Raw genomic sequence first — 13,592 nt, 5'->3', positions numbered from 1 at the left:
GGCCGAGCCGGAAAGCGGCCCGGCTCAGGGCAGTGCCAGGGGCGGCTCGTCCAGGGCTGCGCGCTGTTCGCGCAGCGTGAGGATGTGCTCCTCCCAGAAACGGGGCGTGTAGAACACCGGGAAGCCCTGGACGAAGGCCGGGTCGTCGGCGCGGCGTGCCAGCCAGGCTGCATGGCGCAGAATCCGCAGCGCGCGCAGGGGTGCGATCAGGGACAGCTCGCGGCGGTCGAACGGCCGGAAGTCCTCGTAGCCCTCCAGCAGGTCCAGCAGCTGTCCGGTCATGGTCGGCGTATCGCCGGACAGGAACATCCACAGATCCTGGACCGCCGGCCCGGTGCGGGCGTCGTCGAGGTCGACGAAATGCGGCCCGGCGTCGGTCCACAGCAGGTTGCCGCGATGGGTGTCGCCGTGCAGGCGGATCGCCGGGACTTCGCCCAGTATCGGCTCGAAGTCCCGCAGACGCTCGATCAGATCGGCACTGAGGTCGCGATAGACCGATACCAGCTCCGGCGGCAGATGCTCGCCGGACAGGACATCCTCGCGGGCCGCGGTGGCCAGACCGGTAAGGTCCATGGCCTCGCGATGCAGGAACGGGGCGGCGGCGCCGACGGTGTGGATGCGGCCGATGAAGCGTCCGATGCGTTCCAGCACCTCGGGCTGTTCCAGATCGGGACTGCGGCCCCCGCGCTGCGGATACAGCGCGAAGCGGAAGCCGGCGTGTTCGTGGAAGGTCTCGCCGTCGGCATCGGGCAGGGGGGCGACCACCGGGATCTCCGCCGCCGCCAGCTCGAGGGCGAATGCGTGCTCTTCGCGGATGGCGGCATCCGACCAGCGCCCGGGGCGGTAGAATTTGCCGATCACCGGGATCGAGCGGCCGTCGTCCCCCTCGGTGCCGATCTGGTAGACCCGGTTCTCGAAGGAATTGAGCTCCAGCAGCCGCCCGTCGCAGCGCAGGCCGGTGGATTCCACCGCATCCAGGATGCTTTCGGGGGTCAGGGCGTCGTAGGGGTGGCTGCTCATGGCGCGATTGTGACACAGCCGCGACCCGTGCGGCCGCGCACGGGTCGAGCGCATATATTAGGATGACGCCATTCCATCCAGGTCTTTTTCTGCGGAGTCCCACTTGGACAAGGCAACCCTTTTCGGCGTGGTGCTGGGCTTGGGCGTGATCTTCGGCGCCATTGTCCTGAGCGGTCAGGCGGCGGATTTCTGGCACCTGCCGGCGGTGCTGATCGTGTTTGGCGGCACCATGGCCGCTACGTTCATCAAGTTCCCCTTCCGCCACGTGATGAGCTCGTTCCGCGTGGCGGTGAAGACCCTCTATCACCAGGAGGATGACCCGCGTGCGCTGATCGAGCGCACCAAGGAACTGGCGCAGGTCGCGCGCAAGAAGGGGCTGCTGGCACTGGAGGACGAGGAGACCCCCAACGCGTTCTACGCCAAGGCCCTGCAGCTGTCGGTGGACGGCTTCGAGCCCGAGCGTATCCAGCACGTGCTGCGCGAGGATCTGGAGCTGTCGCTGGAGCGTCACGAGACCGGACAGAAGGTGTTCCGGTCCATCGGCGAGCAGGCGCCGGCTTTCGGCATGATCGGAACGCTGGTGGGGCTGGTGCAGATGCTGGGCAACCTGGAGAGCCCCGAAGCGGTCGGCCCCGGCATGGCCGTGGCCCTTCTGACAACCCTTTACGGCGCGATCTTCGCGCAGCTTGTGGCCCTGCCCATCGCGGACAATCTGGAGATGCGGGCGCGCTCCGAGCACATCACTCGGAGCCTGATCGTGGATGCCGTCAACTGCATCCACCAGGGCTTCAATTCGCGCATGATCGAGGAGATGCTGCTCCCGTACCTGCCCAGCAAGCAGCGCGAGAAGGCGGCCGAGGAGCTCGAAAAGCAGGGACAGGCCGAGGGGCAGCCTCAGGGTTCGTCTTCGTAGATGGCCGTGCGCAGGAGCAAGAAAGGCGAGGGTGGCGCACCGCGCTGGATGACCACCTTCGCCGATCTGATGGCGGTGCTGGTGGTGTTCTTCGTGATGCTTTACGCCTTTTCCACCATCGATGCGGAGAAGTACGAGCAGATGGCCGATTCGCTGCGCGAGGTGCTGGGCTCCACCGAGGTGCAGGAGGAAGTGCCCGCCATTCCGGAACCCACCGTTATCGACCTCGAAGGCCGCTCGCCGGAGCCGCGCACCGTCGAGGAGCCGGAACCCGAACCGGAATACCGCGAGCAGGACGAGATCACCGAGGCCCTGCGCGAGGCCCTGCAGGATGAGCTCGAGCAGGGGCTGATCGACATGGCGGAAGAAGACGCCGGTATCCTGCTGCGCTTCGAGGAGCAGGCCGCCTTCGAGATCGGGGAGAAGGATCTGAACGTGGACTTCGTGCCGGTGCTGGAACGGGTGGCCGAGGTGCTGGCCGAGACCCCGGGCCAGATCGTGATTGCCGGGCATACCGACGATCTGCCGATCCGCAGCGAACGTTTCCGCTCCAACTGGGACCTCTCGACCGCGCGGGCGGTCTCGGTGGTGCACGTGATGGAGGGCACCGGGGTGGAGCCGGCCCGCATGCGTGCGACCGGCCATGCGGATACCCGCCCGCTGCGCCCGAACGTGGATGCCGAAAGCCGCGCCCGCAACCGGCGGGTGGACGTGCTGCTTATGGACGATGACGACGCCGATCCGGGCGGGGGGTCGACCGACATCATCGGTGGGGACTCGGGGCCGGATGCGCCGGTACCGCTGGACCAGGCCGTGCCCGAAGGGTGAGGGGCCGACGGGCCGGGGGCCCCCGCCCCGCTGCGGGCAGGGATTCGTGTCGGTTTGTGCGGGGTTCGTGATAACCTCTGCAACTCGGTTGTCCGAACCCTTTTCATTTTCTGAATCAGCGACGTTCGACCCCGCGTATGGGTCGGCGAAGGAGTTTCGCAATGCCTGCAGTATCCCTCCCCGACGGCAGCCGCCGCGAGTTCGATCAACCCGTCACCATCATGGACGTGGCGAAGGACATCGGCACCGGCCTGGCGAAGGCTGCCGTCGCCGGCAAGGTGAATGGCGAACTGGTGGACGTGCGCCACGAGATCGATGACGACGCCGAGGTCGCGATCGTCACCGACCGCGATCCGGAAGGCGTGGAGATCATCCGCCACTCCACCGCGCATTTGATGGCGCAGGCGGTCAAGGAACTCTTTCCCGATGCCCAGGTGACCATCGGCCCGACCATCGAGAACGGGTTCTACTACGACTTCGCGTATGACCGCGGCTTCACGCCGGAAGATCTGGAAAAGATCGAGAAGCGCATGAATGAGCTGGCGAAGCAGGATCTGCCGGTGGAGCGCTCGACCATGGACCGCGACGAGGCGGTGGAGTACTTCCGCAACATGGGGGAGGAATACAAGGCCGAGATCATCGAATCCATCCCGCAGGGCGAGACCATCTCGCTGTACCGTCAGGGCGATTTCATCGACCTGTGCCGGGGCCCGCACATCCCGTCCACCGGCAAGTTGAAGGCCTTCAAGCTGACCAGCGTGGCCGGGGCGTACTGGCGCGGCGATTCCGACAACGAGATGCTGCAGCGCATCTATGGCACCGCGTGGCCGAACAAGCAGCAGCTGGAGGAGCATCTTCATCGCCTGAAGGAAGCCGAACGCCGTGACCATCGCAAGATCGGCGCGGAGCTGGACCTGTTCTCCATCCAGGACGAGGCCGGCGGCGGCCTGGTGTTCTGGCACCCGAAGGGCGCGCGCATCCGCCGCGAGATCGAGAACTTCTGGTACGAGATGCACGAGAAGGCCGGCTACGACTTCGTCGTGTCGCCGCATATCGCCAATCTGGAGCTGTGGCATACCTCCGGGCACGCCGAGTTTTACGCCGACTCGATGTACGAGCCGATGCAGGACGAGCACCAGGCGTTCCAGCTCAAGCCGATGAACTGCCCGTTCCACGTGCTGATGTACAAGGACCGGCTGCATTCCTATCGTGATCTGCCGATCCGCTGGGGCGAGATGGGCACGGTGTACCGGCGCGAGATGTCCGGGGCGCTGCACGGCCTGATGCGCGTGCGCGGGTTCACCCAGGACGACGCCCATATCTTCTGTCGCGAGGATCAGATCGAGGACGAGGTCATGGGCGTCATCGACCTCACGCTGGAGACCCTGCGGACCTTCGGCTTCGAGGATTTCGACGTGAACCTGTCGACCCGGCCGGATGATGCGGTCGGGTCGGACGAGATCTGGGATCACGCGACCCGGGCCCTGCGCGGCGCGATCGAGAAGAAGGGGCTGGAATACACCCTGGATGAAGGTGGCGGTGCGTTCTACGGTCCCAAGATCGACATCAAGATCCACGACGCGATCGGTCGCCAGTGGCAGTGTTCCACCATTCAGCTCGACTTCAATCTGCCCGAGCGTTTCGACATGGAGTACGTCGCCGAAGACAATGAGCGGCGGCGGCCGATCATGATCCATCGCGCCCTGCTGGGCTCCGTGGAACGCTTCTTCGGCGTTCTGATCGAGCACTACGCCGGGCATTTCCCGACCTGGCTGGCCCCGGTGCAGGCATCGGTGCTGACCATCACCGAACGCCAGGATGATTACGCCCGGGACGTGGCGCGGCGCCTGCGCGAGCAGGGCTTTCGGGTCGAGCCCGACTTGAGAAACGAAAAGATCGGCTTTAAGATCCGCGAGCACACGCTTAAGCGCGTGCCGTACCTGCTGGTGCTCGGAGACCGGGAGATGGAAGAGGGCAAGGTCGCGGTTCGTACCCGCGACGGGGAAGACCTCGGCACCATGTCCCTGGACGAACTGAGCGAACGCCTCGGGAAAGAGGTTGCCAGCCGGGGCACCGGAACCTGAACTGGAGAAAAGGCCATTAGCGCAGCGAAAACCGTTCGCCTGAACGATCAGATTACGAGCCCGAAAATCCGGCTGATCGACGCCGAAGGCGAGAACCGGGGGATTACCACCAGCGACGAGGCCCTCGAGATGGCCCGCGATTCCGGCCTGGACCTGGTGGAGATCTCGCCGAATGCCGAGCCGCCGGTCTGCCGGATCATGGACTACGGCAAGTACAAGTTCGAACAGTCGAAAAAGGCTCAGGAAGCCAAGAAAAAGCAGAAGCAGATCCAGATCAAGGAAGTGAAGTTCCGTCCCGGAACGGACGAGGGCGACTACAACGTCAAGCTGCGGAATCTGCGGCGCTTCCTCGAGGCGGGTGACAAGGCCAAGGTCACCATCCGCTTCCGTGGTCGCGAAATGCGCCACCAGGAGCTGGGCAATCAGCTGCTGGACAAGATCGAACAGGACGTGTCCGACATCGCGGTGGTGGAACAGCGCCCCAAAATGGAAGGACGCCAGATGATCATGGTGATGTCGGCCCGCAAGAAGCAGTAGGGCGGACATCGACAAGGGGCGGCGGGTTTCCGCATACCTGATCGCCCTTTTCACAAACGACCGGCCCTGCGGGGAACCGGTCCGAAATGCCGGAGAAGAAAATGCCCAAGATCAAGACCAACCGGGGTGCGGCCAAGCGCTTCACCCGTACGGGGTCGGGAAAGTACAAGCGGTTCCAGTCGCACCGCAGCCACATCCTGACCAAGAAGTCCACCAAGCGTAAGCGTCACCTGCGCAGCCCGGCGATGGTGCACGAGGCCGACACGGCCGCCGTGCGCAAGATGCTGCCCAACCATCGTTGAACTGACCGAGGAATCGAGATATGCCACGAGTCAAGCGCGGTGTAACCGCTCACGCCCGTCACAAGAAGGTCCTCAAGCAGGCGAAGGGGTACTACGGGGCACGCAAGAACGTCTATCGCGTTGCCAACCAGGCGGTCATCAAGGCCGGCCAGTACGCCTATCGTGACCGTCGCCAGAAAAAGCGCGACTTCCGTTCGCTGTGGATCGTTCGCATCAACGCCGCCGCGCGGCAGTTCGACCTGTCCTACAGCCGCTTCATGAGCGGGCTGAAGAAGGCCGGCATCGAGATCGACCGCAAGTCGCTGGCCGATCTGGCGGTGCACGATCTGACCGCTTTCGGCAAGCTGGCCGAACAGGCGAAAGCCGCTCAGGCGGCCTGAGATCCCGCAGGATCATCGCCGGCCTCGACGGCCCGCCGGAGCGCGGGCGGGAAAGGCCGGCAACCCCGGATCATGCGGGGATCCCGAAAGGGGAGGGTTCAGGCCCTCCCTTTTTTGTTTGCAAAGGGGGCAGTACGTGGAGCAATTGCAGGAGCTGACCGACGAGGCGCTGGCGCGGGTCGAGGCCGCCACGGACCTGAAGGCGCTGGATGATGTCCGGGTCCACTATCTGGGCAAGAAGGGTGTGCTGACCGCGCAGCTCAAGGAGCTGGGCCGGCTGCCGGCGGAAGAACGGCCGGCCGCGGGGCAGGCGGTGAACGCGGCCAAGGAACGGGTGGCGGAGGCCATCGAGGCGCGCAGGACGGCGCTTGCCGAGGTCGAGCGCGAGGCGCAGCTGGCGCGCGAGCGGGTGGACGTGACCCTGCCGGGGCGCCGTCCCGCCGGCGGGGCGCTGCATCCCATTACCTCGACCATCGAACGCATCGAGCATTTCTTCGCCGGTCTCGGGTTCCGCGTGGCGGAGGGCCCGGAGGTGGAAGACGACACCCACAATTTCGAGGCCCTGAACATCCCGGCGCATCATCCGGCGCGGGCGATGCACGACACGTTCTACTTCGATGCCCACCGCGTGCTGCGGACGCATACCTCGCCGGTGCAGATCCGGGCGATGGAACAGCAGAAACCTCCTCTGCGCGCGATCGCGCCCGGGCGGGTCTACCGTTGCGATTCCGATCTGACGCACAGCCCGATGTTCCATCAGATCGAGGGGCTGTGCGTGGACAGTGACATCACCTTTGCCGATCTGCGCGGGGTGCTGGATGCGTTCCTGCGGGGCTTTTTCGAGCGCGACGATCTGGCCACGCGCTTCAGGCCATCGTATTTCCCGTTTACCGAGCCTTCGGCCGAGGTGGACATCCAGTGCGTGCACTGCGGCGGTGGAGGCTGTCGCGTGTGCAAGCACACGGGGTGGCTGGAGGTGATGGGCTGCGGGATGGTGCATCCCAACGTATTGGGTCACGTCGGGATCGACCCGGAGGAATACACCGGGTTCGCGTTTGGCCTGGGCGTGGAACGCATGGCCATGCTGCGCCACGGGGTCAATGACCTCCGGCTGTTCTTCGACAACGACATCCGCTTCATTCGGCAATTCGGGCAGGCAGGCTAATGCGCATCAGTATGGAATGGCTGCAGGACTGGCTGCAGATCGACGAGACCCCGCGGGAGCTCGGGCACCGCCTGACCATGGCGGGGCTGGAGCTGGACGCCATCGAAGCGGCGGCGCCGGTCTTTCACGGCGTGCGGGTCGGCCGGGTGATCAGCGTGGAGCCGCACCCGGATGCCGACCGCCTGCGGGTTTGTCAGGTGGAGGCGGGCGAGGCGGAACCGCTGAACATCGTCTGTGGCGCACCCAATGTCTACACGGGAATGGTGGCGCCGGTCGCGGTGGTCGGGGCGGAGCTGCCGGGCGAGTTCCGCATCAAGCGCTCGAAGCTGCGCGGCGTGGCCTCCGAAGGGATGCTCTGTTCCGCACGCGAGATCGGCCTGGCCGAGGACGCCGAGGGCCTCCTGGATCTGCCCGCGGACCTGGAAGTCGGCAGCGACCTGCGCACGGCGCTGGGGCTGGATGATCATGTGCTGGAGGTCGACCTGACGCCCAATCGCGCGGACTGTCTGGGCATGCGCGGGATCGCCCGCGAGTGCTCGGCCCTGCTGGACCGGCCGCTGCAGGTCCGCCCGGCGCCCGCGGTGGAGGCGACGCTGGATCGACGTGTGCGCGTGACCGTCGACGATGCGCAGGCCTGTCCGATCTATTCGGGGCGGATCCTCGAGGGTCTGGATGCCCGGGCACCCACGCCGCTGTGGATGTCCGAACGCCTGCGCCGGGCCGGGGTGCGCCCGCTCTCCGCGATTGTCGACGTGACCAACTACGTGATGCTGGAGCTGGGTCAGCCGCTGCATGCCTTCGATGCCGACCGTGCCGACGAGGTGATTCGCGTGCGCCGGGGCGGCGAGGGCGAGTCCCTGACCCTGCTGGGCGGCGAGCAGACGGTGGAGCTGTCGGCGCGGGATCTGGTGATCGCCGGAGAGACCCAACCGCTGGCGCTGGCCGGAATCATGGGCGGAGCCGCTTCGGCGGTGGATGACGACACCACCCGGGTGGTCCTGGAATGTGCCCATTTCGCGCCGCGTGCGCTGGCGGGCCGGGCTCGCGAACACGGGCTGCATACCGATGCGTCGCATCGCTTTGAGCGGGGTGTGGATCCCACCCTGGTGCCGCGCGCGATGGAACGGGCCACCGAGCTGTTGCTGGCGATCTGCGGCGGCGCCTGCGGGCCCGTGGAGACGGTCGGCGACATCCCCTCGACGCACGATGAACGGCCGATCACCCTGCGCGCCGGACGTATTGAGCGGCTGCTCGGGGTCGCCCTGGACGACGGCGAGGTGGAGCGGATCCTGCGGGCGCTGGACTGCGTGGTGGAGCCCGGTGGCGATGGCACGTGGCGGGTGTTGGCCCCGCGTGCGCGCTTCGACCTGGAGCGCGAGGAAGACCTGATCGAGGAACTGGCGCGGGTGCACGGGTATGACCGTCTGCCGCGCACCCTGCCGGGCGCGGTGCCGCCGGTGACGCCGCCGGGTGGCCTGAAGGCGCTGCGGGAAGGTCTGACCCGGCGCGGGTTCCACGAGGTGATCAGTTTCAGCTTCATCGACCGCGAGGTTTCGCAGCGCTTCTATCCCGAGGTGGAGCCGCTGGCGCTGGCCAACCCCATCGCCTCCGACATGAGCGTGATGCGCCCCGGCCTGTGGCCGGGGCTGGTGAGCACGGCCGCCTGGAATACGGCCCGGCAGCAGTACGACCTGCGGCTGTTCGAACACGGCCTGCGTTTCGTGCCCGGGGCCTCCGGCCTGTCCCAGGAACCCCGGCTGGCCGGGCTGCTGAGCGGACGGGCCATGCCCGAGCACTGGGAGACGGCATCCCGCGAGCTGGACTTCTTCGACGCCAAGGGCGAGGTGGAGACCCTTTGCGGCAACCTGGCGGAGCCGTTGCGCTTCCGCGCGGAGAAGCATCCCGCGCTGCACGATGGTCAGAGTGCCCGTGTGCTGGCCGGCGAACAGCCGATCGGCTGGGTGGGCAAGCTGCATCCGTCGCTGGCGGAACATTTCGACCTCGGGGCCCCGGTGTTCCTGTTCGACCTGGATGCACGGACCGTCAGTACCGACCCGGTAGCGCAGTTCCGGCCCTTGTCGGCTTATCCCTCGATCCGGCGGGATCTGGCCCTGGTCGTGCAGGAGGACGTGCCTGCCGGGGATCTGCTGGCGGCGATCGGCGAACTCGAGCTGGAGCTGCTGCGTGACGTCCGGCTGTTCGATGTCTACCAGGGCAAGGGCTTGAATCCGGGCGAGAAGAGTCTGGCTCTGGGCTTGATTTTGCAGGCATTTGATCGCACGCTTGATGACTCCGATGTGACCGCCGTGACCGATGCGGTGGTGGCGCACCTCGAAAGCCGGTTCAATGCGACCCTGAGGCACTGATCGATGGCAGCTGTGACCAAGGCGGATCTGGCCGCCACGCTGAACGAGGAACTGGGCCTGAACAAGCGCGAGGCCAAGGAATTCGTCGAAATGTTCTTCGAGGAGATGCGTCAGTCGCTGGAAGACGGCGAGGGCGTGAAACTCTCGGGGTTCGGCAATTTCGTGCTGCGCGACAAGAACCAGCGCCCGGGGCGCAATCCCAAGACCGGGGAAGAGATCCCGGTCTCCGCGCGCCGGGTCGTGACCTTCCGCCCGGGCCAGAAACTGCGCGAACGGGTCGAGAGCTATGCTGGAAGCGAGTAACCACCAGGAGCTGCCGGCGATCCCGGGCAAGCGGTATTTCACCATCGGGGAAGTCGCCGAGCTGTGCCTGGTCAAGCCGCACGTGCTGCGTTACTGGGAGCAGGAGTTCCCGATGCTGGAGCCGGTCAAGCGGCGCGGCAACCGCCGGTACTACCAGCGTCAGGATGTCATCCTGATCCGCCAGATCCGCGCGCTGCTGTACGAAGAAGGCTATACCATCAGTGGCGCGCGGCAGAAGCTCTCCGGGGACGAGGCGCGCGAGGATCACCAGCAGGCCCAGCAGATCATCCAGGACACGATTCAGGAACTGGAATCGGTACTGAAGGTGCTGCGGAACTGAAACACGCGGAAGACGGGGTTGTTCGCCCCCTTTCGCGAATGGCCGCTCTCGATTACCATATGTCGCGTTCGGGGCGTAGCGCAGTCTGGTAGCGCATCTGCATGGGGTGCAGAGGGTCGCAGGTTCAAATCCTGCCGTCCCGACCAAACAGGACAGTAAAAAGGCCGCCGGGGGAGTCCCCGGCGGCCTTTTTTGTGCGCGCCGAACGGGTTCGGCGTCGGCCGGGATCGGTTTACTGCATGTAGGAATAGCCTTCCTGCTGCAGATGGATGATTTCGGAGTCCGCCATGGGGACGATCTCCACGAACCCGTGCACGTCCTCGGGCTCGATGCCGCGCAGGGCGGCGGAGGCCTCGCACATGCGGATGTCGATGTTGCCGGCACGGGTCAGGGACTCGGCGCGGCGCATCAGGTCACGATGTTCATCGAACTGATCGCGGGTGAAGAAGGGCACTTCGCGGCCGTGCAGCACCAGCACGATGTGCGAATCGAACGGATCGGCCTCGTACACGTTGTTGAGCATGCTGACGCGGTCGAGGACGAAATCCATCTCGTCCGCGGTATCCACGGCCACGTCATACACCACGCGGGCCGGTTCGTACTCCTTCTGGTTGACCTCGGCGGAGCCCCAGGGCATGTCGTCCTGTGCCGGGGTGGTAAGCGGGGCGCCCAGCAGGAGTGCCCCGGCCACCAGGCTGGCGAGGGGACCGATACGGCTTGCATGTGCGGACATCACGTTCTCCCTTGCAATGTGGCTGGCGATACCAACAAGACGCATGGACGGGCCGGATCCATTCCGTCAGCGTGGCGGCTCGCCCGGCCCGCGGGCGTGATCTTCGGGGCTGCGGGCGTGCAGCACGCGCTCCAGCAGTTGTTCGGCGGCCATGCCGACCCGTCGACCAAGCGGTTGCGCGCGGGTATAGGAGACCTCGAAGACCTCGGCCTCGCGCGCCAGTTTCATCAACAGGTCGTCGCTGGTGCCGATCTCGTCGGCCAGCCCCAGGGCGCGGGCCTGGTCCCCGTACCAGTGTTCGCCGGTGGCGACCCGGTCCAGTTCCAGCTGCGGGCGGTATCGCTGCAGGAACTGCTTGAACAGTTCGTGGGTTTCGTCGAGGTGATCCTGGAACTTGCGCCGGGCGGCGTCGGTGTTTTCGCCGAATACGGTCAGGGTGCGCTTGTAGTCCCCGGCGGTCAGCAGTTCGAAGTCGATGTCGTGGCGGTCGAGCCAGCGATGCAGATTGGGGATCTGCGCCACCACCCCGATGGAGCCGAGGATGGCGAACGGGGCGGCGACGATGCGATGACCGACCGCGGCCATCATGTAGCCGCCACTGGCGGCCACGCGGTCGACCACCACGGTGAGATCCAGCCCGGCCTCGCGCAGGCGGACGAGCTGGGAGGCCGCGAGGCCGTAGGAGGGTACCATTCCCCCGGGGCTCTCGAGGCACACGACGGCCTGATCGCGGCCGGGCTCGGCCAGGGTGAGCACGGCGGTGATTTCTTCGCGAAGGTTGTCCACCGCCGACGCCCGAATGTCGCCCTGAAAGCGCAGCACGAACACCCGCGGCGCCGGGGCCTCTTCCTGTTCGAGTTCGACCACGGTTGGTGATTCGCTGACCGGGTTTCCCCCGGGCGCGGAAGAACCGGACGGGTCGGCCGGCGATTCGGCGGTGTCGGCGTCGCTTACCCCGGCGGATTGCGTCGATCCATCGGGGGTCCCGCCATCGGGGGTCCCGTTGCCCTGGCCGTTGCCATCAAAGGGGTGTCCGGGCTGGCGGCGCCGGCGCAGGCGGTCACGCAGGCGCTGCAGTCGGGTGCGCGGCCCTTCCACTGCGCGGCGCACGGTTTTTTCCATGCGGGCGTAGCGGTCGTTCAGGCGTTTGACGTTGAGCTGGTCGGGCCGGCGCTCGCGGCTGCGGGCAATCAGCCCGACAAAGGCGCTCATCAGGATCAGCACCGCCATGACGGCAGTGACGACCTTGGCAAAGAACAGTCCGAAATCCTGCAGCAGTTCCATGCGATTCCTCGGGGTCGGCGGGTGGTCGACGCATCGTCTGTGCGTGCCATAATGCCACCATGATTGCTTCCGACGCTTGGGACCCGCGCGCTCCGGGTCGTTTTCATGGTTGCGAGGATGCCGGGGGGGCGGAGCCCGAGCCGGTGGTCTACCGCGATGTTCCGGTGCTGACGCTGCGTCAGGTCGACGAATGGAACGGCCAGCCCAAGGGCACGGCGTTCCGCATGTTTCGGGCCCGCGAGGGTGAGCTGGAAGAGGGGCGTGACTTCTTCCTGATCCGTCGGGGCGAGGAGCCCGAGCTTGCCGAGCAATGGCGGGCGGCCGGCACCATCTATCCGTCGACCGTGCACGTGGTCCTGCTGGGGACGCGGGCGGTGGAGCGCATGCGTGCGGAATGGCATGCGCGCACGCACAGCCCGGACTGCGGATGTCCCGGGTAACCCTCGAGCAGTGGCGCATGCTCAAGGCGGTGGTGGATGCGGGTGGTTTCGCCCGCGCCGCCGAGCGGGTGCACAAGAGCGCCTCCAGCGTGAACCACGCGGTGCAGAAGCTGGAGGAACAGCTGGGGGTCGAGGTTTTCCAGCTGCAGGGCCGCAAGGCGGAACTGACGCCGGCGGGCCATGCGCTGCTGCGGCGCGCGGAACACCTGCTCGAGGAGGCCGCGGACATCGAGGCCCTGGCCGGCGCGCTGGCCACCGGCGTGGAATCGGAACTGCACCTGGCGGTGGAGCAGATCATCCCCGCCGCGCGGGTCATCCATGCCCTGGAGGCGTTTTCGCGCGAACAGCCGGCGACCCGCATCCAGCTGCACGAGGTGGTGCTGGAGGACGGTCCCCAGCGTCTGGAGCAGGGGCGAGTGGACATGCTGCTGGCGCCCCAGGTGCCCTCGGATTTCCTGGCGCAGGAAATCGGGGAACAGACCATGGTGTGTGTCGCTCATCCGGGGCACCCGCTGGCGAGGTCGGGTGCGGTGCTCACCCGGCGTGACCTGCGGCCTCATCGCCAGGTCGTGCTGCGCGATTCGGGTGCCCGTGGCAACGGTGAAGGCGGCTGGCTGGATGCCGATCAGCGCTGGACCGTGGGGCATGTGTCCACGGTGCTGGAAGTGCTGCGTTCCGGAGTCGGGTTCGCCTGGGTGCCGCTGGACCGTGTGGCGGATGATCTGGCCTCCGGTCGCCTGGCGGAACTGGTGCTGGAGGCCGGCGGGCGTATGCGGGTGCCGTTCTATCTCACGCTGGCCGACGGTGACGCGGCCGGGGTAGCCGGGCGGACGCTGGCCGACGCGCTGCGCACGGCCTTTCAATCTTTGCCAACTTCGACCGGGATGGATCCATAAC

At 66.5% G+C, this 13,592-nt stretch carries 15 protein-coding genes and 1 tRNA gene; 13 read left to right on the top strand and 3 right to left on the bottom strand.

The genetic code is table 11. The annotated features are described in order from the left end of the window. Window positions 1-24: 24 nt before the first annotated feature. On the bottom strand, window positions 25-1,020 hold the full coding sequence (locus D577_RS0102975; RefSeq protein ID WP_038035946.1) for a serine/threonine protein kinase: 996 nt from the start codon (window positions 1,018-1,020) through the stop codon (window positions 25-27). Between the two features lie 103 nt (window positions 1,021-1,123). On the opposite strand from D577_RS0102975, the gene D577_RS0102970 reads away from it, so the two are divergent. From D577_RS0102970 to D577_RS0102920, 11 genes are all read left to right on the top strand, one after another. Continuing rightward, window positions 1,124-1,933 carry a motility protein A gene (locus tag D577_RS0102970; protein WP_018946094.1) on the top strand — a complete coding sequence of 270 codons (810 nt, stop codon included), beginning with the start codon at window positions 1,124-1,126 and terminating at the stop codon, window positions 1,931-1,933. Then, the gene (locus D577_RS0102965) at window positions 1,934-2,761 is read left to right on the top strand and encodes a flagellar motor protein MotB (protein ID WP_081618797.1); all 828 of its coding nucleotides are present in this window, start codon (window positions 1,934-1,936) and stop codon (window positions 2,759-2,761) included. 161 nt (window positions 2,762-2,922) lie between these two features. Continuing rightward, the gene (thrS, locus tag D577_RS0102960) at window positions 2,923-4,845 is read left to right on the top strand and encodes a threonine--tRNA ligase (RefSeq protein ID WP_018946092.1); all 1,923 of its coding nucleotides are present in this window, start codon (window positions 2,923-2,925) and stop codon (window positions 4,843-4,845) included. Between the two features lie 15 nt (window positions 4,846-4,860). Next, window positions 4,861-5,382 carry a translation initiation factor IF-3 gene (gene infC, locus D577_RS0102955; protein WP_077243747.1) on the top strand — a complete coding sequence of 174 codons (522 nt, stop codon included), beginning with the start codon at window positions 4,861-4,863 and terminating at the stop codon, window positions 5,380-5,382. Between the two features lie 101 nt (window positions 5,383-5,483). Next, on the top strand, window positions 5,484-5,684 hold the full coding sequence (rpmI, locus tag D577_RS0102950) for a 50S ribosomal protein L35 (protein ID WP_018869319.1): 201 nt from the start codon (window positions 5,484-5,486) through the stop codon (window positions 5,682-5,684). Between the two features lie 20 nt (window positions 5,685-5,704). After that, window positions 5,705-6,064, top strand: a complete 360-nt coding sequence (rplT, locus tag D577_RS0102945) for a 50S ribosomal protein L20 (protein ID WP_018869320.1) — start codon at window positions 5,705-5,707, stop codon at window positions 6,062-6,064. 136 nt (window positions 6,065-6,200) lie between these two features. Then, window positions 6,201-7,229, top strand: coding sequence for a phenylalanine--tRNA ligase subunit alpha (gene pheS, locus D577_RS0102940; protein ID WP_026288876.1), 1,029 nt, complete (start codon window positions 6,201-6,203; stop codon window positions 7,227-7,229). Next, complete coding sequence (gene pheT / locus D577_RS0102935; protein WP_018946089.1) at window positions 7,229-9,595, top strand: phenylalanine--tRNA ligase subunit beta; 2,367 nt, start codon at window positions 7,229-7,231, stop codon at window positions 9,593-9,595. Before pheS ends, pheT begins: the two co-directional genes overlap by 1 nt. A 3-nt stretch (window positions 9,596-9,598) precedes the next feature. Next, a complete protein-coding gene (locus D577_RS0102930; RefSeq protein ID WP_024329755.1) occupies window positions 9,599-9,898 on the top strand; it encodes an integration host factor subunit alpha in 300 nt (99 codons plus the stop codon). Then, window positions 9,882-10,238 carry a MerR family transcriptional regulator gene (locus D577_RS0102925; protein ID WP_018869324.1) on the top strand — a complete coding sequence of 119 codons (357 nt, stop codon included), beginning with the start codon at window positions 9,882-9,884 and terminating at the stop codon, window positions 10,236-10,238. The genes D577_RS0102930 and D577_RS0102925 overlap by 17 nt, the downstream gene beginning before the upstream one ends. 69 nt (window positions 10,239-10,307) lie before the next feature. Further along, window positions 10,308-10,384 (top strand) — tRNA-Pro (locus D577_RS0102920). A gap of 86 nt (window positions 10,385-10,470) precedes the next feature. Here the strand turns inward: D577_RS0102920 and D577_RS0102915 are convergent. Together D577_RS0102915 and sohB are read right to left on the bottom strand one after the other, a co-directional pair. Further along, window positions 10,471-10,971 carry a DsrE family protein gene (locus D577_RS0102915; RefSeq protein WP_018946088.1) on the bottom strand — a complete coding sequence of 167 codons (501 nt, stop codon included), beginning with the start codon at window positions 10,969-10,971 and terminating at the stop codon, window positions 10,471-10,473. Window positions 10,972-11,037: 66 nt separating this feature from the next. Continuing rightward, window positions 11,038-12,255, bottom strand: a complete 1,218-nt coding sequence (gene sohB, locus D577_RS0102910; protein WP_018946087.1) for a protease SohB — start codon at window positions 12,253-12,255, stop codon at window positions 11,038-11,040. Window positions 12,256-12,314: 59 nt separating this feature from the next. Here sohB and D577_RS0102905 point away from each other — a divergent pair, with 59 nt between their 5' ends. Continuing rightward, window positions 12,315-12,695, top strand: coding sequence for a hypothetical protein (locus D577_RS0102905; protein WP_244263423.1), 381 nt, complete (start codon window positions 12,315-12,317; stop codon window positions 12,693-12,695). Beyond that, window positions 12,683-13,591 (top strand): LysR family transcriptional regulator, encoded by a 909-nt coding sequence (locus tag D577_RS0102900; RefSeq protein WP_018946085.1) that lies wholly within the window; start codon window positions 12,683-12,685, stop codon window positions 13,589-13,591. Before D577_RS0102905 ends, D577_RS0102900 begins: the two co-directional genes overlap by 13 nt. The last annotated feature ends 1 nt before the right edge of the window (window position 13,592 follow it).

Origin of the sequence: Thioalkalivibrio sp. AKL17 (assembly GCF_000377885.1) — a bacterium.
In the GTDB taxonomy this organism is placed as follows: domain Bacteria; phylum Pseudomonadota; class Gammaproteobacteria; order Ectothiorhodospirales; family Ectothiorhodospiraceae; genus Thioalkalivibrio; species Thioalkalivibrio halophilus.
This window is presented reverse-complemented; position numbering and strand designations above follow the sequence as displayed.